We start from the raw sequence: 21,518 nt of genomic DNA, 5'->3' as shown, positions 1-21,518 counted from the left end.
CTAAAATTGTTATATCCAGATTCATTTAATAGAGTCAGATAGTTTAAACTTTAAAGCATTTCGTGGTGTCGAAATGTGAAAAGCCTTAAAAAAAGTCTTTTTTTCGAGGTCTAGAGAAGCAGAATTGATCAAAGCTCCTATTTTCAAGGAATTAAAATTAAGAAGCAAGGGACCTCAAAATGAGTGTTAAATTAATTTCGTGGAATGTGAATGGGATTCGTGCAGTAGAAAAAAAAGGTTTTGTTGACTTGATGCAGACTTGGGATGCTGATGTGATTTGTCTACAGGAAACTAAAGCTCACAAAGAGCAGTTGAGTGATGAATTGATCAATATTGGTGATTATAAATCTTACTGGCATTCCGGTGAGAAAAAGGGCTACTCAAGCGTGGCAATTTATAGTCGGATTGAACCCATTCGCGTCATCGAAGGCTTGGGAATAGAAGAGTTTGATCGCGAAGGTCGCGTTATCATTGCTGAGTATAGCGATTTTTATCTATTTGGAATTTATTTTCCCAATGCACAAGCTGAGTTGAAGCGCATTGATTATCGTTTGGCTTTTGGTGATGCTTTGATTGAAATTTTAAAAGAAAAATACAGTGATAAAGCTTGTGTGTTGTGTGGTGACTTTAATGTAGCTCACAAAGCAATTGATCTTAAAAATCCCAAAGCCAATGTGAAGAACCCTGGTTATTCAATACAAGAGCGCGATTGGATGGATAAGTTTATTGCCGCAGGCTATTTAGATACGTTCCGAATGTTCAATCAAAATCCAGATGAATATACTTGGTGGTCATATCGTGGTGGTGCTAGAAGTAGAAATGTGGGTTGGCGCATTGATTACTTCTGTGTGAGTGAAGATGCGCGAGATCGAGTTATTAATGCCGGTATTATGCAGGAAGTTCTCGGTTCAGATCATTGTCCAGTGAGTTTAGAGTTGGAGAGTACTCAGAACTGAGAATTCATGGACATATCAACGTAATAATAAGCCATTATTAAAATGCTTAGGACTAAAGCCAAACTGATACAAAGTTTGGCTTTGACTTTTGCACTTAATTTCTCTGAGTCAGCGCCTTCTTCACGAAGGCAGCTTGGACATATCTTGGGGACTTTTCCTTGAGCATTTTTGCAAAGTCCACAAATTTCTTTCTTACAGGAAAGGCAAAGGTGTGAGGGCTCAGTATTGGGGTGTTTTTTACAGATCATCTCAATCCATACTCAAAAAGTTTTTGAGGTAAGTACTAAAATCAGGGCCTGTCTCTTCGGCTTCTTTTTGTGCATCAATAGACTTTAAACTTTCCTCAGAGAAAAAGGCTTGGAGAGCAGTGTCTGCCTCAAAGTTGAGTAAGGCTTCTTGGTGTTGTTTAGAGAGTTGTTCAGTGAAGTCCAAAAAGCTTTGCTCCTTAAGGGCTTTCATCACTTGGTTGGATGGAAGTAAGTCGGGGTTATTGATTCGTTCTTCTATACTTTGTATAGCTTTGAGGTAATCTTGGTCACCTCTTTTTGAATCGAGGACTTTTGCAACTTCTTTGAGTTCTGAGAAAATTCGTAGGCAAGCCTTAGCTAAGTCAAATTCGTCATTTTGCGGACAGCGCAAACGCAGGTTTTCTTTTCTTCCTTGAACTGTGACGCGCATGAGGTTTTCTCTGGAACATTCACGTGATTTATCAGTTTCTGGAGCACTTTCTTTACAGAGTAAATAATAGAGAAAGACTTCCATGAAATCAATTTGGGCTTTGCAAATCCCAAGAGGCTCAAAAGGGTTGATATCTAGGGTGCGAACCTCGATGTATTCTACGCCATCTTGTTTCAAGGCAACAAGGGGGCGACGTGGGTTTTTAGGATTGGGCTTTGGCCTAATCGTACTGTAATATTCGAATTCTGCTTGGAGGAAATTGGATGTTAATTGTGTGGGGCCATCCTGATCTTCTTTAGCTAGTTTAGCCCATTGCTGATCAGGTTCAGTTACTGCTTTTTGAAGGCCTGAGGTGTATTCTTCTAAGTTGTTGACTGAGATATTGAGGTCGCCTTGACGAGATGTGGTGTAGCCGGCATCACTCATTCTCACTGATACAGCTTCGGGCATGCAGTAGCTTTCTCTGCCCAAGTTTTCCTTGAGTTCGGAATCCACCAATTCACTAAAGCTTTCGTGGAAAGCGGGAGAAGCTCCAAATAAGTAATTGACAAACCAATTGTGAGATCTGAAATTTCTGAGTAGAGCAAAATAATGCTGCGAACGGAAGTCTTTATCATTCTTAGCTTCTTTAATTTTTGCTAGTTCTGACCAAAAGTCATCACTCGGAGAGAAATTGTAGTGCAGTCCAGCAATAGTCTGCATTTTTTTTCCATAGCGGTAGGAAAGTCCACGGCGGTAGACTTTGCGGAATTCGCCGGCACCTGAACTGCCATATTCTGCTATGGGGATATCATCAGCTAAATCACAGGGCATGGATGACGACCACAAGTTTTCGCCTTCAGGAAGATGTGTATGGATAAAGAAATGTAAGTTAGTCAAGAAGTGGATTAAATCATCACTTCGATTAAAGGTAGGCGTTACGAGTTCAAGGAGAGCTTCGGAGAAGTCTGTTGTAATACAGGAGTGGCAGAGTGCAGAGCCATAAGCTACGGGATGAGGAGTCAAGGCCATGCGGCGATCTTGATTGAATCGAAGAGCTTCCCTCTCGAGTCCTTTGTTTGAGCTGTCTAATGCAGCTGATTCTGAAAGCTTGTTTAGAAGCTTAAGCCAATCCATAAAACTATCCTACTAATGTGAAAGTTTGTAATAAATGTTAGAAAAGAACAAATACAAAAGCTTGTAGAGAAAAAATCACGCTACAATTTTTTTGTTGATGAGCTAAGATAAGGACAATTAATCAAGGAAGCCCATTAATGCTCATAAAATTACGCTGCTCTAAATGTATGAGGAAAGTGTCTGCCGAGGATGATTTACTCGGTAAAAAAGTTCTTTGTCCAGCATGTGATTCAGTGATTCCTTTACCCTCACCACAGTTTGGTTTTGGCAAACAAATCAAGGGGTACGCAATCGAGCAGTGGCTTGGTGCCGGTAATTGTGGCGAAGTTTATTTAGCTAAGCAAATAGCGATGAACCGTCATGTGGCGCTCAAAGTGATGAAAGCATCTGAGGATTTGATTGAGGAAGATAAAAAAAGGTTTTTGCAAGAAGCGCAAATTTTAGCTCAACTTAATCACCCGAATATTGTGCCAGTATACGATGCTGGAAGCGCAGATGATTGTCATTATATGGCGATGGGTTATGTGAATGGGCAAACTTTAGAGGAAGTTCTGAAGGAAACGCAGTCCTTAAAAGAAGTTGATGCTCTGAAGTTAACACTCAAGTTAGTCCATGGGCTTCGTTATGCTTGGGACGAATTTGGGATTTTGCACCGTGATATAAAACCGGCCAATATTATGATTGACCAAAATCATGATGTTAAAATAATGGATATGGGTATTGCAAAGAATACCCATCAGGATGCCCACATTACTCAGACGAGCCATTTGGTGGGAACGCCATACTTTATGAGTACTGAACAGGCGCAGGCACAGAGTGACTTGGATTTTAGGACAGATTTATACTCATTGGGATGCACACTTTACAATATGTTAGTGGGTAATGTGCCTTTTGAGGGTAGCAATATCATGGAAATTATGGAGCACAAATTTGCTGACCAAGTAGTTTCTCCTAAAGAGCAGCGTCCCTATTTGAGTAAGAGTATAGATAAATTGATTTTAGAAATGATCGCCTCTAAGCGTGATAAACGCCCAAAATCCTATGACGATTTAGAAACTAAACTTTTGAAGTGTTTACGAGTAGCGGAAAAACGCAAGCAGATTAGTGATGGTAATAAGCAAGGAAAGTTAATCAAGATGGTCGTTATTCCACTTGTGATTTTGATCTTTCTCTTGCTAATTCTTTTGATTGTTAAGTAAAGTCCTCCCATCTGTTAGAGGAAAACCCAAATTTAGATAAATTACTTTTCTCTTGTATGGCGTAGTAAGAGCCAGATCCGTTTACGGATGTTGTTGACTCGTATGTTCCAACGATAATTTTCTTTGTCAGCCACGAGTGGGTAGCGAATTTTAAGGTCTTTAATGCGATCGTAAATACTTTCGACTAAATCTTCTGTGTCTTTTCCCGCCCATGATGCAAGTGCTGTTTTCTGCAGGGAGGGGTAGTTGGGTATTTTACAATCTTTTAAGCTATTGAAATTATATCCTTCCTTTGATAAACGAAGGAATTCTTCACAGGAGATTTTATCGAGGATATCATTTATGGGGATGTTATCGTTGATAACGAGGTCAAAATAAGTCAAATTGTCTTTTAGTTCACTTAGGAGGCTGCGTGAGTCACCTTTACTTCGCTTTAACCATTTGCTGATTTCGCTAATTGCGGAGCCTGCAGATGCGAGAGACTTGAGGGCCGTGGGGATGTTGAAGTTCATGATTCGTTTTCCTTTTCGAAATCAAGGTAGAGTTGCGCGTTATCGCGGAAATCATAAATAGTGAGACCTTTTTTCTGTGCTTCTTTGAACATCGATTCCGTACCTTTACCTCCAGGAAAAATTGCGAGTGCGTCGGCATTTTTGGCCATTTCTTTATTTCTCAAGGGGCCAGCCATTTTCCCATAACTTTGCCATTGAGCTTCAAATGTTTTTACAGGGATGTTATGACTTTCTGCCCATAGTTTTGCATCAGAATCTACGCCGGATGCGCCACCACAGATGACGAGACTTATGTCTTTAAGTTCTTGTAATTGTCTGTAGTTTTCTTGGCTTAGGTGATGATGTCTACCACCTGCAATAATTAACTTCATGGATCTACTCCTCATATCCTTTTACCTTTAATTCATCATTAAAGAAGATGCAAGACTCGTTCAATTTTAAAAAAGTAGTTTTAGTTGAGATTTAAAAGTCATTTTTTGCTTGCTAAAAGGATCAATGAAAGAGATCGATTGAGCTAGAAGTTGGAGTGCTTGGTCGTAGTTGTCTGGCAGTTTTTCGAAAAAAGAGGGGTATAAAGGGTCGTTGAGTATGGGGAAACCAAGAGATGCGAGATGAACACGTAGTTGATGCTTTTTCCCTGAGATCGGTTTGAGCTTAAACTTCAAAAAGCCATCTTGCTTTTCGATGAGTTCAATAAATGATTCGCTATTTGGAGTTCCCTGTTTGATCGCACTTAAAAACCATGGATCACCGGGTTCAATGCGGTTTTGTAAATGCCAGTTCTTTTGTGATGGCTGGTCGCCTTTTGAAATGGCTAAGTAAGTTTTATCCACCAAACGATTCTCAAATAATAGTTGATAATCTTTGCGAACAGTGGGTTTCTTGCTGAGTAAAACTAGGCCAGCAGTTAGACGATCAATGCGGTGTAGAGGAGCAATATGTGGATTGTTTTGCGATTCTCGCAAACGATAGACTAAGGTTTCTTTTACGTAGGGACCGGCAGGATGAATTGGCAGGAAATGAGGCTTGTCTACCAAGATTAAATTCTCATCTTCAAAGAGAATAGTTTCTTGAAAGGGGATGGGAGCTTCATTTGCTACTTCTCGATAATAAATGAGGTGTTGCTCACCTTCGTATTGATCCATCGCTCGTATAGGTTTTTTTGCAAGATTGGTGATCTTTTCATTCGCAAAGCGCTCTCGCCAAGTCTCTCTAGGGATTTGTGGGAAATTTGTACAGAAAAATTCTAGAAAATTTGGATGGCGTGTGTTCTTTGGCAGCCAAACTTTTGAAGGGATTAATTTAGTCAAGATCTAAAAGTTCTCCATTTTCAAAAACTAATAACTGCCCTTTCTCAAAAACGGTCCATTGTTCATTATCAGTGAGAGGTTTCGTGGCAATGATAGCAACGCGATCTTTTTGGGTGGTATGTTCGGAAAAATTGATGCTGATATCTTTGTCAGATAAGTGAGCTTCGCTAAAGGGAGCTTTCCTAATGATGTAACATAAATCGGTTGTGCAGTGAGCAAAAATGTATTTACCATTTGAAAGCAGTAAATTAAAGGTGCCAAATTTTGCGGTGTTTTCGGAAAAAGCTTTAATACAGTTGTAGATCTGTTTAAGTTCAGGCTCTTCGACGGGGTTGAGTTTTCTGAGTTCATTAAGTAAGTCACAAAAAGCAGCTTCTGAATCAGATGTACCAATGGGTTGCGCAGGAGAACTATGGGTGAATTTGTAGTCCCATAAATCACCATTGTGTGCATAAACCCACTGCTGCCCCCAAAGTTCACGAATATAGGGTTGTGTGTTTTTGAGTTCTACAGCACCAATCGTGGCCATGCGGATGTGGGCAATGACATTGAAGGCTTTGATGGGATAGTCTTTGACGAGTTTAGCAATGGGGGACTTGGCAGCAGGTAGTGTGTCGTGAAAACTACGACAGGCCGATTCTTCAAAAAAAGAAATCCCCCAGCCATCATTGTGCTCATCAGTTAAACCGCCTCGTTGGGCAAAACCTTCAAAGGAAAAGCAGATATCGGTTGGGGTGTTGCAGTTCATTGCAAGTAATTGACACATATGATTTACCTAAGCTAATTATTTTATAAGCTAGTTTTTCTTGAGAGAATATTCAATCTGTTTGGATATTTCTTTTATAAGTGGAATATATGAAGCAAATAAATTTTGGAGTAAACATCATGAGTCGTTTCCAGAAACGTGGATCCCGCTTTGGGGCCGATGAGAATGAAAGTCGTGCTAATCGTCATGCTAAGGGCGGTCGCCCCTTGTTGATGAATGAGAATGAATTAGAGGGTTTTTTAGAAGACAAAAAAACACCCTTCGTTTTAATTTTAGATGGTGTACAAGACCCACATAATTTAGGGGCATGTATTCGTACGGCTAATGGAGCAGGGGTAGATGCTGTGATCATACCTAAAGATAATGCAGCGCCAATTACCGAAACAGTTATGTCTATAAGTTGTGGTGGAGCATCGAACACTGCGATCTTTCGTGTCGTGAATATTGCTCGAACAATGGAGAAACTTAAGAAATTAGGTATATGGATTGCTGGGACTTCGGATAAAGCCGTGCAAGATTTATACAGTTCTGACTTAAAGGGACCTTTTGCTTTAGTAATGGGCTCAGAAGGTAAAGGGATGCGACGTTTAACAGAAGAAAAATGTGATTTTCTTTTGACAATTCCTATGCAAGGCGTGGTCCCTTGTTTGAACGTATCTGTAGCTACGGGTGTGTGCTTATACGAAGTCGTTCGCCAAAGAAGTTTGAGCTAAATAAGTTTAATAAAGACTTAATGGTGATTCAAATAGGCTTTTTAAAATTAATTTACAGTTAAGAAACGGCTAAATTGTTTTACTTTCTTAATTTGAGACCTTTTTCCTCCTTAGAAATGATTTATGATAGTAGTAGCACTTAAGGTCATTTAGTGTGTTGAAAGTTGTAAACGTTGTGTCGATAGATTAGGAGGTCCCATGAGGCTCTATCAAGAGAGTATTAAAAGTTACATGCAAAGCATTGCGACTTTGCCATTAGTTTCTGTTGAAGATGAGATAGAGCTAGCGAAGTTAATTGAAGCAGGTTCTGAAGATGCGCGTGAAAAATTAATTATCGCAAATCTGAAGTTAGTTGTAAAAATCGCACATGATTATAAATCTTTAGGTGTGCCCTTAGCCGACCTCATTTCTGAGGGTAACATAGGTCTAATGAAGGCAGTTGAAAAATTTAGACCTGGTCATGGTGCTAAATTTTCATCATACGGGGCGTGGTGGATTAAGCAGGCAATTCGTCGTGCTGTTGCGGAACAAGGTAGAGTCATTCGTATTCCAGTTCAATCTGCAGTTAAAATCCGTAAAATTCATCACGAAGCCATGTTATTGGCTGAAAAATTAGGTCGAGTTCCTTCGATGGAAGAAGTCGCAGAGGCGACAGGATTCTCAGTGCGCTCAGTTCGCGGCATGACAGTAGCTTCTACGGCACCAGCTGTTTCACTTAATACCACTTTGAAAACCGGGGAAGAGGGCGTGTTGGAAGATGTGATTCCAGATACTCTTCTCAAGCTACCTGGCGATAACATGAACGAAAGTGATGTGAAAATAGTTTTGTTAGAGGTGATTGATTCAAAATTAACTGAACGCGAGCAAATGATTATCAAGATGCGTTACGGCTTAGATGGTTATCAGCAAAAAACCTTAGAGGAACTGAGTGATATGGTGGGCAGAACACGTGAACGCGTTCGCCAGATTCAGTATCAGGCTTTAAGGAAATTATACGCTCATTTAGATTCAGATATTTTAGCTTCACTGCAAAGTTAAGTTCTGAGAGTATTTTAATAAAAAGGCCCCAACTCTTAAAGTTGGGGCCTTTTTTACTTAAACGAAAAAGCTTTATTTATCTTTACTCGTTTTTGGAAGGGATTTAATCATCAGTAAAGGGATAATTGTTATGGCAGCTGCTGCATAGAAAGGTGAGGCATAGTCAAATATACAGTAGAGAATACCACCTAAAATTGGGCCGAGTGTCCTAGCGAGTGCGCCGGCTGAACGGAAGACACCAAGAACTCGTCCTTGTTCTTCTGCGGGTGTGTATAACGATACTAAAGCTGTTAAGCAAGGGATGACCATGGCAGAGCCGACAGCCATTAAGAATAAGCCGAGGTATAAGACAAAGGCACTTTGCCAATAACCAGCTAGAGCAACCAAAGTCAAGCCAGGGATTAGAATGGCTAAGCCTTTCTTGGTCACTACAGCTTCGCCAACTGAGGCGGCCTTCCTACGTACATAGCCACCTTGAACCATGGATAATACAAAGCCGATAAAGACAAAGAGCAGGCCGTTTTTCGCGGGGCCATAGCCTAAACGTTCTAGGGTAAGGAAAGTCAGCATATTCTCCGCAGCACCAAATGCTATTAGGAAAATGAAGTTGGTGAATATAACAGCACTTACACCAGGATAATTTTCAACCTTGAACAGTTTGATAGGGTTAATAGTACGATAGACTTTTCCCTTACCACGTTTTTCAGGTGGAAGTGTCTCCGGAAATTTTTTGTAGACAAAAATAAAGTTAGCCATTGAGAGTACAAAAGCAATGGCAGCTGGAGCCGAGAAGGGGTTGATGCCATAGTCGCTCCAGTTAGAAATGGTTGAGAGGTCAATAGCCCATGCTGAAAGTCCACCGATAGCTGGGCCTAAGATAAATCCGAGGCCAAAAGCAATACCAATTATAGCCATACCTTTAGAACGAGTTTTCTCTGAGGTTGTGTCAGCTACAGCTGCCGTTGCCGTTGTGATGTTACTACCCATTAAGCCTGAAACTAGCCGCGAAATGAGGAGAAGGAAAAAGCTACCCGAGAAGAACCAAAGTAGGTAAGAAAAGGCAATACCAAAAATAGAGAAGAGTAAAATGGGTCGACGACCAATTTTATCGGAGAGTGCACCAAAAACGGGAGCCATGAGGAATTGTAAGAAGGAGTAAATAAAAATGAGAGCTCCTCCAAATAAAGCCATGGTAGCATGGGTGTTGTCTGTATTGACACCAAAGAAAACTTTCACCTGGTCAATCGTGCCCATTAGGTTACGGAAAAAAGATCCCTCAACTTCAATTTCATTATAATATTCTAGGATCCCTGGGAAAAGAGGAAAGATGATAGAGAAACCAATGAGGTCGACAAATAGAGTCAAGAACATGGTTTTTAAAACGGAACGATCTTTTGGAGAAAGTTCTCCATCGGGATATTTGTCTAAACCTTTGTAGGGGCATGTATCACACTGAGTTGCAGCATAGCAGCAGCCTTGTTCTTCAGCTTTTGGAAATTCACAGGGGGAGTGTTCTAAGCGTGGGATTTTTTCTGGTTCTTGAAAGGCAATTTCTTCGCCAAAACTTTTAACCCATTGGTCATCGTCATTGAGGCAAGGGATGAGGCGAAAGCTCTCTCCGCCATGCTCAAGGAAGATTTCTTCAAGTCCGATGCCGACTTCTTCTAGAGTTTCTAAGTTATCAACCACAAAAGCAGGGCAAGTAACCGCAACATTTTTAACTCCTTTGTGGGCGAGTTCAATTAGAGTCTCTTCTGTTCCAGGTGTGAGCCAAGGTTCGCGTCCAAACTTTGACTGGAAAGTGAGAAGGATGTTTTCTTTGTCAATGCCAGTAACTTGATCGGCAATTAAGTGTCCGGTTTCGATGCATTGATCAAAATAGGGGTCGCCGCCACGTACGCGTCGTATGGGGTAACCATGAAAAGAGAAGAGAAGCTTTTCGGGAGGATTTGTAGCGAGGTCCTCATTAATCAATCTGGCAACATTATTAATGTAAGAAGGTGAGTTGTGGAAGTCTTCTACGAATTCGATATTTTTGCATTTCCCATATTTTTCTATACCTTTTTCAAGCATGTCTTTACATGAAAGGGTGGTAGCTTCGCAATACTGCGGGAAGAGAGGGATGACTCGAATCGTCTCGCAATCTGCAGCCATGAGCTTCCCATATTGCTCGGGGACATTTGGCTTACTTAAGATATATGAATATTCGATATGAATATTTTCGTCTTCGATTTCTTTTTGAAGTTTTGCAGTGAAAGACTCTGTATTACGAAATAGAGGGAAAGTGTCGCCTTCCCAAATTTTCGCATAGGCTTCCGCTGATTTAGGTGAACGAGAAGGGAGGATAAAGCAATTTAGGATGATTTTCCATGCGAAGTTTTGTTTATCGACGACGCGAGGGTCAGCGAGGAACTCGCTTAAATAAGCTTTAACATCGGATACAGCGGGGCTAGCAGGAGACCCGAGTTGAATAAGTAAGATACCTGTTTTTGACACAGTTGTAACTCCAAGAAGGTTAGAAATTTGGCAAATATATCTCACTTGTATTTTAATAAAAGGCTGAGTGTAATTTAAGGTCTATCTTTAGTCAGCATGTTTGTATTAAGACACGTGTTTAAGGGCTTAGAGCTTGTAAGTGTATGAATTTTTTTGTATATTCATGACTTAATAAATTTAGAGATTTTAAATGAAAGATAAACTCACCTTAGTCTACACGACGGATTTACATGGTTTTCTTGTAGCAGATCGCTACCTCACAGATCAAAAATCAAGTCATGGGCTCATACAGGCGGCTAGCCTCATTAAACGCATTAGGCGTGAAGAGAAGGAAGTTATCTTTTTTGATAACGGCGATACTTTATCGGGTTCATTGATTTCCTTGCGTTGTGGAGAAGATATGCGTTACTCCAACCCGATGGTCAATGCCTTGAATGAGTTAGAGTGTGCATTTTCTGTCGTCGGTAATCACGAGTTTGATTTTGGACGGAAATACCTAGATAAGGCAGTCGATCAATCACAGTTTCCTTGGTTGGCGGCAAACTTAGTTAAAAATCGCGGAGGAAATCCTGCTTTTGGACCTGCATGGCATATTCAAACCACAGAGAATGGGAAGCAAGTAGCGTTTATAGGCTTATCCACACCAGAGACTGCGGACTTAGCACATGAGGATGCGATCAAGGGCTTAACTTTTCAAAATCCTATAGAGACTTTGGCTCCGATTTTAAAAGAGCTTAAAAAACTTGAGGTCGACTTAATCGTTGTCTCATATCATGGTAGTTATGATTCTAAAATCCCCTTTTGGAGTCAAGAAACTCCTGAGGACTTAGATATAGAGTCAAAAATTTGTCAAAAATACCCTGAAATCGACGTGTTTATTACAGGTCATACGCATGGTTTATTAAGTAATCGTGAGATTAATGGTGTGCATACGATTCAAGCTGCGTGTTATGGTCATTATTTAGGGCGCATAGATATCAGTTGGGGTGATGAAGGTTTAAAAATTGAATCTGAAAATATTCCCGTTAAAGGTCAGCGTTTAGAGAAGAATCTTTTGGAGTCATCGCGACGAGTCTTAGAAAGTACGGTGGAGTGGTTAGATGAACCCATTGGCGAAGCTTTAGATGATTTCTCTTTTAGCTCAAGTAGAGAGGCGTTGATGTACCCGAGTCGACTTATGAGTTTAGTGCACATGGTGATGCAGAACGCCTCGGATTGTGATATATCGGCTGCCGCTTTTTGGAAGTTAGATGGTTGGAAAACGGGGACAATTACTCGTAGAACGATTTTAAATTTAGTGCCAGATAATTACTTACACGTCCTTCTCATGGATGGGAAAACTTTGCGAAAAGCGCTAGAACAAAGTCTGAGCTTTTTTGAATGTGATGACTCGGGCAATGTTGATCCAGGCTCGAAAATTTACACTTATGATATTTGGTCTGGCGTATACTACAAAGCAGATTTGTCTCGGAAAGTAGGTCGACGAATAACCGAGTTGACTTACATGGGTTCACCAGTGAGTGATGAGCAGGAATTGAAAGTGGCTTTTTATCACTTTAGAACCAATGGTGCTTTAGGTTATGAAATGCTACAAGATGCAAAGTTGGTATGGAAGTCAAAAAAGACAATGCGCGATTATCTACTAGATTTCATGAAAAAACATTATGAACTAAGTGTTCCGGTGGAATTTAATTGGAAGCTTCTTTGTGGTGAAGAAGTTCTCTGATTGTGAAGCTATTGGTCTATGATGGTGATTGTGGCTTATGTCATTGGGCTGTTGGCTTTCTGATTAAGCGATTAAAGAAAGAAAGCGCTCAACTACGTTTCATATCTTCCACTTCTGAAGCGGGTGATTACTTACTTCAAAAGTTTAATTTTGATCCTAAAAATTTAGATAGCTTGGTTCTGTACGAGAATAAGCAAGTGCTATTGCGCTCTCTGGCAGTAGCAGAGGCTTTACACGAATGTACTTACTTGTGGCCAATAATCGGCAAAGTAGTAAGAGTGTTTCCTGCTCGTGATTGGTTTTATAATAAAGTTGCGCAAAATAGACAGAAATTTATGAGTAAAGATAAGTGTGTTTTTGATGTAGACTTTGGGCGCTTTAGCTTATCAGAAATTGAGCAATTAAAGAAGATCTACCCAGATCTTTAGCCGCCCATTTTAAACATTTCTACGATGTCGTGCTGACGAGGGGACTGTAGGGCGTCCATGCGTTCTTCTGAGTAGCGATTGGTGCGTTTTTCCCATACATCTTTAATTGTATTAGCTATTTCTTGATCTGTATGGTCTTGGCGCATGAGTGAGAGTAAATCAGTGCCGCGTGCACAAAATAAACAAGTGTAGAGTTTGCCATCTGAAGAGATCCTTGCGCGAGTGCAATCTTTGCAAAAGGCTTTAGTAACAGATGAGATAAAACCTACTTCGCCTTTGCCATCTTCAAATTGATGTGAGGTAGCAACTTCACCGAAGAAGTTGGCTTCTAGTTCGGTCAAGGGCCATTTATCAGCAATAATGCTTTTAACCTCGTCTGAGGGGACGACTTTCTCCAAGTTCCATTGATTACAGTTGCCGACATCCATGAATTCAATAAAGCGTAGTTTCAGCTTGCGTTCACGAGCAAACTCGGTGAGAGGGATAATCTGGCTTTCATTTAAACCTTTTTCAATCACACAGTTGAGCTTAGTGTTTTGGAAGCCACAATCGAGTGCTGCATCAATGCCTTGAATGACTTGTTCTACTGAACTGCGATTTCCAGACATTGTTTTAAAAAGCTTAGGATCTAAGGCGTCTAAACTGATGGTGAGGCGTTTAACGCCACTATCTTTAAGCATTTGTGCTTTGTCGGCAAGTAAGCTGGCATTAGTCGTCAGAGAAAGGTCTTCTAGTGCAGGTATTTTTGCGACTCCCGCAATGATTTGGTCTAGATCTTGCCTGAGCAGAGGTTCTCCTCCAGTGAGGCGTATTCTACGAACGCCAAGTTTGATAAAAATTTCACTTAAACGAATAGCCTCGTTAACAGAAAGTTTTTCATCTTTTTTGAAAAAATCATATTCGCGTTCGGGAGGCATACAGTAGAGGCAACGAAAATTACAGGCATCAATGACAGAGAGCCTGAGATCGCGCATCGGGCGCGTAAATTTATCGAAAATTTCCACAGCTTACCAAGAATAAAAAGGAGCGATATAATTAGCTTTAAATTCGCTTACTTCTGCCTCTAGTTCAATAAAGCCATCTGAGCCAGAGAGGGCGCCAAAATCACCAGAGCCATTTGTTCTTTGTGGACTAGCTAAAAGTTTCGATCCTAGCGAATGGATAGAGACTGGGAGGAAACGAGTCATGTTTTTATTGAAAGAGAAGTCTTCACTTAGTTCAACATGGAGTAAGGGTTTTTGACTAAGACCCTGGCTAATCAGTAATTGAGGCAGAATATAGCGTTGGAAGTTAATAAGTGCCGAAACGGGGTTGCCCGGCAAACCGAAGACGCTTTTTTCGGGGCAAGTGCCAAACCATAGGGGTTTGCCAGGTCTTTGTGTGACTTTGTGAAAAATTTGCTCAACTTTGAGTTCTTTGAGGATCTGTGGGACAAAGTCAAATTTCCCCATACTAACTCCACCAGTAAGAATAAGCATGTCATTAGTATTGAGTAGTTCGCTAAGTTTAGCTCTAAGTGTTTCCAGGTTGTCTTTTATGTGATATTCCGTCGCATCATAATTAAGCGCTTTCAATGATGCCGTTATCGCTGTGGTATTTGATCGTCTGATTTGCCAAGCTTTAATATCAACGCCAGAAGAGACTAATTCATCACCAGTGGCAATAACGGCTATTTTTGCGAGCTTTGCAACTTTTACTTTGCCGTAGCCAGCAGCAGCGGCTACCGCTATTTCGGGAGCATTCAAAACTTGTCCAGAATGAGCTAGAACGAAACCTTTGTCATGGTCACTGCCTTGAAGATGAACATTTTGCCATTGTTTAAGATCTAGACCATTTTCAAGTGTGGCTGTCTGGTTTTCTACTTTGATCCGTTCGACGGGAATGACGCAGTCACAATTATGGGGAAGTACGGCGCCTGTCATCACCTCTAAGCAAGTTGTGGAATCTTCGAGTGTGAGAGGTGGGTGGCCAGCGGCTTGAGTCCCTTTGATTTGGAATGAAGTTCGAGAATTCTGCCATTGAGCATAGTTAATGGCGATACCATCCATTGCCACTCGATTGAAGGGTGGGTTTTCGCGCTCGGCAATAATGTCTTCAGCAAGAACTCTGTTGTGAGCATTTAGAGTTTCTACGAGCTCGCTGGAGTGATGGGGGCTATGCTGACAAATGAGTTTTTCGGCCTCTTGAACGCTAATCATGGGGTATCCTAATATGGCTAATCTTTCGATGAATTTAGATGAAAGCAATGGGAAATCAATGTATTGTTTCTTTTTGTTTAAAGAGAATATGAAAAAGGCTATGATATGTCTAAAGATTTGGAAGTCGCATTTGATGTAAGCAGCGTTTTGGGAGAAGGACCATGTTGGTCAGAGTTTGGTTTCTCATGGGTCGATATTTTAGGAAAAAAAATCTGGCAAGAGCGTGATGGAAAATTGAATTCGATAAGCATGGAAATGATGCCGAGTTCTTTGGCTTATGACGAGCAGGGGGATTTAGTGTTTACTCTTAATGATGGTTATTATCGTTTCGAGAAGGGAGAGCTCAAGGCTTTGAAAACCATTGACTCACTTAGTGCCGATTTACGTTTTAATGACGGGAAAGTTGATGCACAAGGTCGATATTGGGCAGGTACAATGGATATGAAGGAGCAATCTCCTCTAGGGAGTTTGTACGTTCTAGATAAAACAGAGTGTTTTAAAGTTTTGGATGATATCACCACTTCGAATGGTTTGTGTTGGGGAGACGATGTTTTTTATTACGTTGACTCGCCCACAAAACAGATTAAAAAATATTTCTATGATAGTGATTCTCTTAGTATAATCGGAGGAGAAGTTTTATTTGAAGTTGCAGAAGATGAAGTTTTTCCCGATGGGATGTGTATAGACAGTGAAGGTCATTTATGGTTGGCTTTATGGAATGGTTATAAAGTACTGAGGATTAATTCCAGTACGGGGGTGGTTATGGATGAGATTGATGTGCCCTGTAAGAAAGTCACCTCTTGTTGTTTTGGAGGTGTCGATCATAAAGAGCTATACATTACAAGTGCATCCCATGAAATGAATGAAGATGACTGGTTACACTACCCTGATTCAGGGAAAGTGTTTAAATGTAGGCCTGGAGTTGAGGCGCCCCTTTTAAATTACTTTAAGCACTAATTATTTCTTCTTCTTTGAGCGCTTAGGTCTTTTTTTCTTTTTTATGGGAGCTTCTACCTTGCCATCTTTTTTAGCTTTCGCTTGGGCTTTTTTCTGACGGAGTAGCTCTTCAAAAAACTTTTCTGTTGGTGCTTCCTTAGATTTTTTCTTTGGGCGCTTTGGGCTTGGACTAGCTTTATGTTCTTGAGATGGCTTGCCATTACCAATGATGGGTTGCACCACGAATTCGCGCATTTTAAAATCAGCACCTAGGATTTGGACTTCTAAAATATCACCACAAGACCAAGTGGTGCCTGTGCGTCTTCCTACAACTAGACCTTTTTCTACATCGGCATCAAAGAAGTCAGAATCTAAATCACGGAAATTTACATTGGCATACATGCCGTAGTGAGGGATATATAGGCGCATTTTTTTGGCTGAAACACGAGTGATTAAGGCTTCGCATTGAAGTTCGCTATCGCCTGCTTCTAAAGCTTCTACATAGTGTAGTTTAAAGCGGTTAACAGTGGTGCGATAAGCTTCGTCGGTAACTGCCTCACGGTTGTTGATGACTTCTGCTAGGTCGTCTAGGCGATCTTTTGTATAGACAGGTGTGCCTTTGTCTTCCATGTTCCAAAGTTGTTGGTGAACAAGAAGGTCAGCCAAGCGACGAATAGGAGATGTGAAGTGTGAATAGAGATTTTTACCTAAGCCAAAGTGTAAGCCTTTCATAGATGAATAGGAGGCTCTTTGCATTGTCCGCAAAAAATCCATTGATATGGCAGGGGCGCTTGGATGACCTTTGATAGAGTTTAAAAAGCGGATGGCGTTGGGTCTTAGAGTTATGTCGCCAGGACTAATACCGTAAAAAGTATTGGCATCAACCATGAAAGAAGCCGCTTGTTCTTCATCGGGTTCTGGGTGGATACGGAAAAGGCCTGGAGCGGCTTTTGAAGTCAGCTCTTGAGCAACAGCAGTGTTGGCAGCAAGCATGAATTCTTCAACCATTTGCTTAGATTCGCTAGGTGAATCTGTTTTTAAGCTACTGATTGTCATACTCACGGGGTCACACATGACACGGACATCAGGTGCTTCTAATGGAATAAATTGCTCAATCTCTTCACGACGTTTACGTAAAGTGTGAGAGAACTCATAAAGTGTTTTGACGTCCTTGCAGACTTCTTTACCCCAAGGTTCGCCTTTGAAATTTGCGTCGGCATACTCTTGGACTTCTTGATAGTTTAGTCGCTTTCTAACTTTAATAGTGGAATGAAACCTTTCAAAATCGATAACTTCACCACTTTCTTTATCGAAAGTAATCATCACGGTATGGGCTGGCTTCACTTCGTTTTCAATCAAGCTGCAACGTTTACTAACGAGTACTTTTGGTAACATGGGGAGCATTCGGCCGGGTAGGTAGGCGGTGAAGGCACGTTTTTTGATCGCAGTCATGAGTTTTGAGCGGGGACCGATATAGGCAGCCACATCCGCGATATGTATGCCAATGCAAATATGTTTTTTGTTTTTTACAGGGTGGACTGAGAGAGCATCGTCAAAATCTTTAGCATCGCGTGGGTCAATAGTAGTGATGAGTTCTTTTGTTAAGTCACGACGTGCAATCTTGCGTGGGCGAATGCGAGATGCGGCTTCTTCGGCTTCATCAGAATATTCTGATTGTAGATCAAATTCATCAATAATGGCATCGATTTCCGCAGTTAAATCATCAGCGTTTCCAAGTGATTGACTTAGTGATGCCGTGATTTTCCCAGTCTGTGTGTTGCGAGAAACGAGCTTGGCTCTAATCCAGTCTCCCTCTTTGATATCGTTGGGAACACTTTCGACGCTAAGTTCAACGGCAGGGATACCTGTGCGCAAGGGGATGAGCCATGGTTGACCGCGGCGAATTTGTAGTTGACCACTTAAAGAATCGAGTTTACTCTCGAGGATATTGATGATTTTTCCTACGGGACCTTTTTTACTTTGCTCAGTGATGCAGACTTCCACGGTTTCACCATTTACTGCCGCACCAGTCTTGTCTGGCGGGATGAATATGGTGGTTGATTTATCTTCAGGATTTACAAAACCGTAGCCGCCGACGCTCAGAGAAAGGATGCCAGTTTTTGTTTCTAATTCTTGAAGAGAGAATTTACCGCCAAATTCTTTTTTGATAGCACCTTCCCTTTTAAGTTCAGTGAGGACGCGATTGAAATGCTCTTGATCGCCTTTTGCCTTGCAGATTCTTCTACGCAACTGAGATTTTTTTAGAGATTCCTTTGAGAGGATTTGTAGAATTTCTGCTTTCATAAATTTAACCTTTTAGGTATATGATATTTGGCGAATGGCTTCGTAGGTAACGATAGAGACCGAGTTGGCTAGGTTGTGACTTCGCAAATGATCACCTCGCATAGGAATGGTGAATAGATTCTCTTGGTATTTTTCATAAAAATCAGGAGGCAGTCCATGTGATTCGTTGCCAAAAATTAAGTAGTCGTCTTCTGAGAATTCATGGTCGTAAATAGTTTTTTTACACTTGGTGGTGCAAAAGACCATGGTTTTGTCTGATGGTGTATTACTAAGGAACTCATCCCAAGATTCGTGTATATGGAGTTTGACGTGAGGCCAATAATCCATGCCGGCTTTTTTGATTTTCTTTTCGTCAATCTTGAAACCCAGGGGTTTGATGAGATGGAGGTGATTATCTGTGCAAACAGCAAGCCTCCCAATAGTCCCAGTGTTTTGGGGTATGAGAGGCTGAAATAGAACGATATTCATTAACTAGAAACCTATGCCAAAGGCGTTTCGTTCCCAGTTGGTGGGAGTGTTTTGTGGTTTGTCATCCACGTATCCCTGCTCTTTATTCAAAAAAGCACAGCCACTGCTAAGCAGGGCTGTGATTGAAAGAAATAGAGCGATTTTAATTACTGACCTGGTTTTGTCCAGCTTTCTTTTTTCCATAATTTTTCGCTACCTGTATAATGTTGTGCCTCTTCAAAAGTGAAGTACAAGGCTGTGCAGATCAAGGCAAGCGTAATTAAGTTAACGATAAACGTTAAGACTGAATTCATCATAGTGAATGTCTCCTAAATTATTGTGCGACGATGGCTTCGAAGCCAACTTCGGGCATGCCTTTGCGAGCTACGTTAAGTACTTCAGCAATTGCTTTGTGGTCTAAAACTCTTGTGATTTTTACTTTGCAAACGTACTCACCATTGTGGTGGATGAGCATTTCGCCTTTGTTGAAGACTTCATCTTCAGAACCCTTGTCGAGTACAATGAAGTCGAAAGTTGTGTTGACTTCAAGAACTGTTGCAGTGAGGTTTGGTGGCATTGCGCCAACTGCGTCTTCGTCAGGTGTGAGGAGTTCAACTTGTCTTTCAAGACGTGCAATTTCGGTATCTTTTTTACCAACAGAATTTTTAAGCTCATTGATTTCGCCGTTAGCTTCTTCGAGGTTGAGTTCGAGTTCTTCAGCTTTAACCATGAGTTCTTCGATTTTTTCTGCAGCTGCTTGGAATTCTTTTACTTTCTTATTGTATGCTTCCATGTCAGCGATGAACTTAGCTGTTTGAGAAGAGTACTCGTCTTCAGAAGCGAGTTGGTCAGCGTCAGCAGTCCAGTCTACGAGTGGTGCAGCGGCAATAGCTTCTTTAAATGTGTTAGAAAGAGTGTTTGCACGGTCGTAAAGATTTTTTACGTTACGGTTAAGCTTTTCTAAAGGTGTAGTATAAGACTGGTCTTCAAGCGTGCTTGGGTCGTTGATGTCAGAAGCTTCGATAGCTTTATCTATAGTATTAGAAAGAGCAACAATTTGTGCAACAATTTCTTTTTCTCTTTTGTCGAGAGCTTCAATGTGATTAACAATGACTTTTACGTTGTCTTCAGTTTGACCATATTGGTTCAGAGTACGAACTACAGAATCTTTGTCGTCAAAAGGAGCTTTAACAGCATTACCAACACGGAGGATTTCAGTAGAGAGTTGATTTCTGTGCTCAGTAGCTTTGGCCATGAGAGCTTTGATTTTTGTGAGTTGTTCTTTTACAGAAGCTGGATTTGTGTGATAAGCTTCCCATCCAAGTTGATCTGCATTGATCTTGTCACCAATGCCATCACCAAGCCATGTGTCGGATCCAGTCTTGCCGTCAATCTCTACAACGGACTCTACAATATTAGTAGCAAAAACATCAGCTCTTTCGCGTAATTCAATTCGACGCTGGTTGAGTAATAATGCAGTCCCGCATGCTGCGATAGCAAGAAGCAAGTTTATGACGTTTAAGAATCTGTTTAAGATTAACATGTTTGACACTCCGAATTTTTGAGTTTGTTATAAAAGATTATTGTATCTCCCCATAATTTACAGAGGGAATAAAATGGTGTCAATGCAAAAAAGAGGACAAATCTTATGAAATTACCATTCGATTGCACACAAAGAGCAGTTAATTCCTGAACCGATGCCAAGTAGAGCAATTTTGTGGCCTTTTTGTAAATGTCCAGATTCTGCAGCTAAAGCCGTCGTGGCAGGTAAACTTGCTGATCCACAATTGCCGAGTTTGTCGAAAGTTTGGAAGTCTAAATCAGTACTTAAGCCTAGTTTGTCGAAGAGCAAGCGTGTGTGTGCGGACCCTACTTGGTGAGTGCAGCAGCGGTCAATGTCTTCAATAGACCATTGGCATTCTTCTAGGAAAGCAGGCCAAGCTTTTGTTGCGGTTTCGACGCCGGCAACGAGTAGTGCTTCAGAGTCTGTTTGCATTAGAGGGCCATTAGCAGAATTGTTGTTATGTCCGCCCTGACAAAGGTCGTTTTGGGCTGTGTTGGCGTAGGAATTTATGGCGAGTAGTTTATGGCTATCTTCTTTTGCGTAATCTTCGTGCGACAAGATGACGGCAGCTGCACAAGAGCCAATTGTGAGAGATGCAAAATGAGGTTTGAAATCTTGTCTTCTTAAGTGCTTTTGTTCATTGAGGTGGTCAATAGTTTGTTTCAGGAGTGGGAAGCCAATTTCGCCAGAAACTAATAAACCTCTCCTGATTGTACCTGCTTCAATCATGTCGGCAATGACTTTCATTCCTGTGATGACGCCAAGGCAGGCGTTTGAGATATCGAAGTTTAGTGCCTGGGGTTTGAGTCCAAGTAAATTGTGTACGACACTCGCAGTGGCGGGCTCTAAGAAATCACGACAAACTGAGCAGTGAATGACAATGTCGATTTCGTCTTTAGCGATATCAAGTTTTGAAATGAGTTTTTCTGCAGCTTCAGCTGATGCTTGGCTTGGTGTTTTGTCGAGTGGCCAGTAGCGTCTTTCTTTGATACCTGTGAACATTTCAAGACGCCCTTTTGATAAATTGAGTTTATCATAGGCCGGACGAAGCATCTCCTCAACTGCTTCTGAAGTGAGGATTGAATCGGGAGTGTGGGCTTGAAAGCCGTCGATTTTAACTTTGCTGTACAT

Annotated in this window: 21 protein-coding genes; 7 read left to right on the top strand and 14 right to left on the bottom strand. The window is 41.1% G+C overall.

The genetic code is table 11. The features are described from left to right. Positions 1–179: 179 nt before the first annotated feature. On the top strand, positions 180–956 hold the full coding sequence (locus PQO01_RS18750) for an exodeoxyribonuclease III (protein ID WP_274315756.1): 777 nt from the start codon (positions 180–182) through the stop codon (positions 954–956). Here PQO01_RS18750 and PQO01_RS18745 read toward each other — a convergent pair. Further along, positions 947–1,204: a hypothetical protein gene (locus PQO01_RS18745; RefSeq protein WP_274315755.1), complete on the bottom strand. Its 258-nt coding sequence runs from the start codon at positions 1,202–1,204 to the stop codon at positions 947–949. The two genes, PQO01_RS18750 and PQO01_RS18745, sit on opposite strands and share 10 nt — an antisense overlap. 1 nt (position 1,205) lies before the next feature. Further along, on the bottom strand, positions 1,206–2,750 hold the full coding sequence (gene gshA, locus PQO01_RS18740) for a glutamate--cysteine ligase (protein ID WP_274315754.1): 1,545 nt from the start codon (positions 2,748–2,750) through the stop codon (positions 1,206–1,208). 137 nt (positions 2,751–2,887) lie between these two features. Between gshA and PQO01_RS18735 the strand changes: the two genes are divergently transcribed. Further along, positions 2,888–3,949 (top strand): serine/threonine protein kinase, encoded by a 1,062-nt coding sequence (locus PQO01_RS18735; protein WP_274315753.1) that lies wholly within the window; start codon positions 2,888–2,890, stop codon positions 3,947–3,949. Between the two features lie 41 nt (positions 3,950–3,990). Here the strand turns inward: PQO01_RS18735 and PQO01_RS18730 are convergent, their stop codons facing one another. The 4 genes from PQO01_RS18730 to PQO01_RS18715 form a co-directional block, all read right to left on the bottom strand. Beyond that, the gene (locus tag PQO01_RS18730) at positions 3,991–4,461 is read right to left on the bottom strand and encodes a hypothetical protein (RefSeq protein WP_274315751.1); all 471 of its coding nucleotides are present in this window, start codon (positions 4,459–4,461) and stop codon (positions 3,991–3,993) included. Next, the gene (locus tag PQO01_RS18725) at positions 4,458–4,832 is read right to left on the bottom strand and encodes an SLOG family protein (protein ID WP_274315750.1); all 375 of its coding nucleotides are present in this window, start codon (positions 4,830–4,832) and stop codon (positions 4,458–4,460) included. Before PQO01_RS18725 ends, PQO01_RS18730 begins: the two co-directional genes overlap by 4 nt. A 66-nt stretch (positions 4,833–4,898) precedes the next feature. Further along, positions 4,899–5,771 carry a pseudouridine synthase gene (locus PQO01_RS18720; RefSeq protein ID WP_274315749.1) on the bottom strand — a complete coding sequence of 291 codons (873 nt, stop codon included), beginning with the start codon at positions 5,769–5,771 and terminating at the stop codon, positions 4,899–4,901. Beyond that, complete coding sequence (locus PQO01_RS18715) at positions 5,764–6,537, bottom strand: class II glutamine amidotransferase (RefSeq protein ID WP_274315748.1); 774 nt, start codon at positions 6,535–6,537, stop codon at positions 5,764–5,766. The genes PQO01_RS18720 and PQO01_RS18715 overlap by 8 nt, the downstream gene beginning before the upstream one ends. Positions 6,538–6,656: 119 nt before the next feature. Between PQO01_RS18715 and rlmB the strand changes: the two genes are divergently transcribed. After that, positions 6,657–7,250, top strand: a complete 594-nt coding sequence (gene rlmB / locus PQO01_RS18710; RefSeq protein WP_274315747.1) for a 23S rRNA (guanosine(2251)-2'-O)-methyltransferase RlmB — start codon at positions 6,657–6,659, stop codon at positions 7,248–7,250. A gap of 198 nt (positions 7,251–7,448) precedes the next feature. Beyond that, the gene (locus PQO01_RS18705; RefSeq protein WP_274315746.1) at positions 7,449–8,288 is read left to right on the top strand and encodes a sigma-70 family RNA polymerase sigma factor; all 840 of its coding nucleotides are present in this window, start codon (positions 7,449–7,451) and stop codon (positions 8,286–8,288) included. Between the two features lie 72 nt (positions 8,289–8,360). Here PQO01_RS18705 and hemH read toward each other — a convergent pair whose 3' ends face one another. Then, a complete protein-coding gene (gene hemH, locus PQO01_RS18700) occupies positions 8,361–10,784 on the bottom strand; it encodes a ferrochelatase (RefSeq protein ID WP_274315745.1) in 2,424 nt (807 codons plus the stop codon). 190 nt (positions 10,785–10,974) lie between these two features. On the opposite strand from hemH, the gene PQO01_RS18695 reads away from it, so the two are divergent. Both PQO01_RS18695 and PQO01_RS18690 read left to right on the top strand, forming a co-directional pair. After that, complete coding sequence (locus tag PQO01_RS18695; RefSeq protein WP_274315744.1) at positions 10,975–12,510, top strand: bifunctional metallophosphatase/5'-nucleotidase; 1,536 nt, start codon at positions 10,975–10,977, stop codon at positions 12,508–12,510. Positions 12,511–12,512: 2 nt separating this feature from the next. Next, on the top strand, positions 12,513–12,938 hold the full coding sequence (locus PQO01_RS18690; protein ID WP_274315743.1) for a thiol-disulfide oxidoreductase DCC family protein: 426 nt from the start codon (positions 12,513–12,515) through the stop codon (positions 12,936–12,938). Here the strand turns inward: PQO01_RS18690 and moaA are convergent. Both moaA and PQO01_RS18680 read right to left on the bottom strand, forming a co-directional pair. Beyond that, on the bottom strand, positions 12,935–13,942 hold the full coding sequence (gene moaA / locus PQO01_RS18685) for a GTP 3',8-cyclase MoaA (RefSeq protein WP_274315742.1): 1,008 nt from the start codon (positions 13,940–13,942) through the stop codon (positions 12,935–12,937). The genes PQO01_RS18690 and moaA overlap by 4 nt on opposite strands. Positions 13,943–13,945: 3 nt before the next feature. Further along, positions 13,946–15,136, bottom strand: a complete 1,191-nt coding sequence (locus tag PQO01_RS18680; protein WP_274315741.1) for a molybdopterin molybdotransferase MoeA — start codon at positions 15,134–15,136, stop codon at positions 13,946–13,948. A gap of 105 nt (positions 15,137–15,241) precedes the next feature. Here PQO01_RS18680 and PQO01_RS18675 point away from each other — a divergent pair, with 105 nt between their 5' ends. Continuing rightward, the gene (locus PQO01_RS18675) at positions 15,242–16,093 is read left to right on the top strand and encodes an SMP-30/gluconolactonase/LRE family protein (protein WP_274315740.1); all 852 of its coding nucleotides are present in this window, start codon (positions 15,242–15,244) and stop codon (positions 16,091–16,093) included. Here PQO01_RS18675 and PQO01_RS18670 read toward each other — a convergent pair whose 3' ends face one another. The 5 genes from PQO01_RS18670 to PQO01_RS18650 form a co-directional block, all read right to left on the bottom strand. Next, on the bottom strand, positions 16,094–18,376 hold the full coding sequence (locus PQO01_RS18670; protein ID WP_274315739.1) for a ribonuclease R family protein: 2,283 nt from the start codon (positions 18,374–18,376) through the stop codon (positions 16,094–16,096). A gap of 12 nt (positions 18,377–18,388) precedes the next feature. Next, on the bottom strand, positions 18,389–18,844 hold the full coding sequence (locus PQO01_RS18665; RefSeq protein WP_274315737.1) for a tRNA (cytidine(34)-2'-O)-methyltransferase: 456 nt from the start codon (positions 18,842–18,844) through the stop codon (positions 18,389–18,391). 146 nt (positions 18,845–18,990) lie between these two features. Next, positions 18,991–19,140, bottom strand: a complete 150-nt coding sequence (locus PQO01_RS18660) for a hypothetical protein (protein WP_274315736.1) — start codon at positions 19,138–19,140, stop codon at positions 18,991–18,993. Between the two features lie 17 nt (positions 19,141–19,157). Beyond that, on the bottom strand, positions 19,158–20,366 hold the full coding sequence (locus PQO01_RS18655; RefSeq protein WP_274315735.1) for a hypothetical protein: 1,209 nt from the start codon (positions 20,364–20,366) through the stop codon (positions 19,158–19,160). A gap of 111 nt (positions 20,367–20,477) precedes the next feature. Next, a complete protein-coding gene (locus PQO01_RS18650) occupies positions 20,478–21,518 on the bottom strand; it encodes a 3-oxoacyl-ACP synthase III (protein ID WP_274315734.1) in 1,041 nt (346 codons plus the stop codon).

The sequence above is a fragment of the Lentisphaera marina genome (assembly GCF_028745505.1).
GTDB lineage: Bacteria > Verrucomicrobiota > Lentisphaeria > Lentisphaerales > Lentisphaeraceae > Lentisphaera > Lentisphaera marina.
This window is presented reverse-complemented; position numbering and strand designations above follow the sequence as displayed.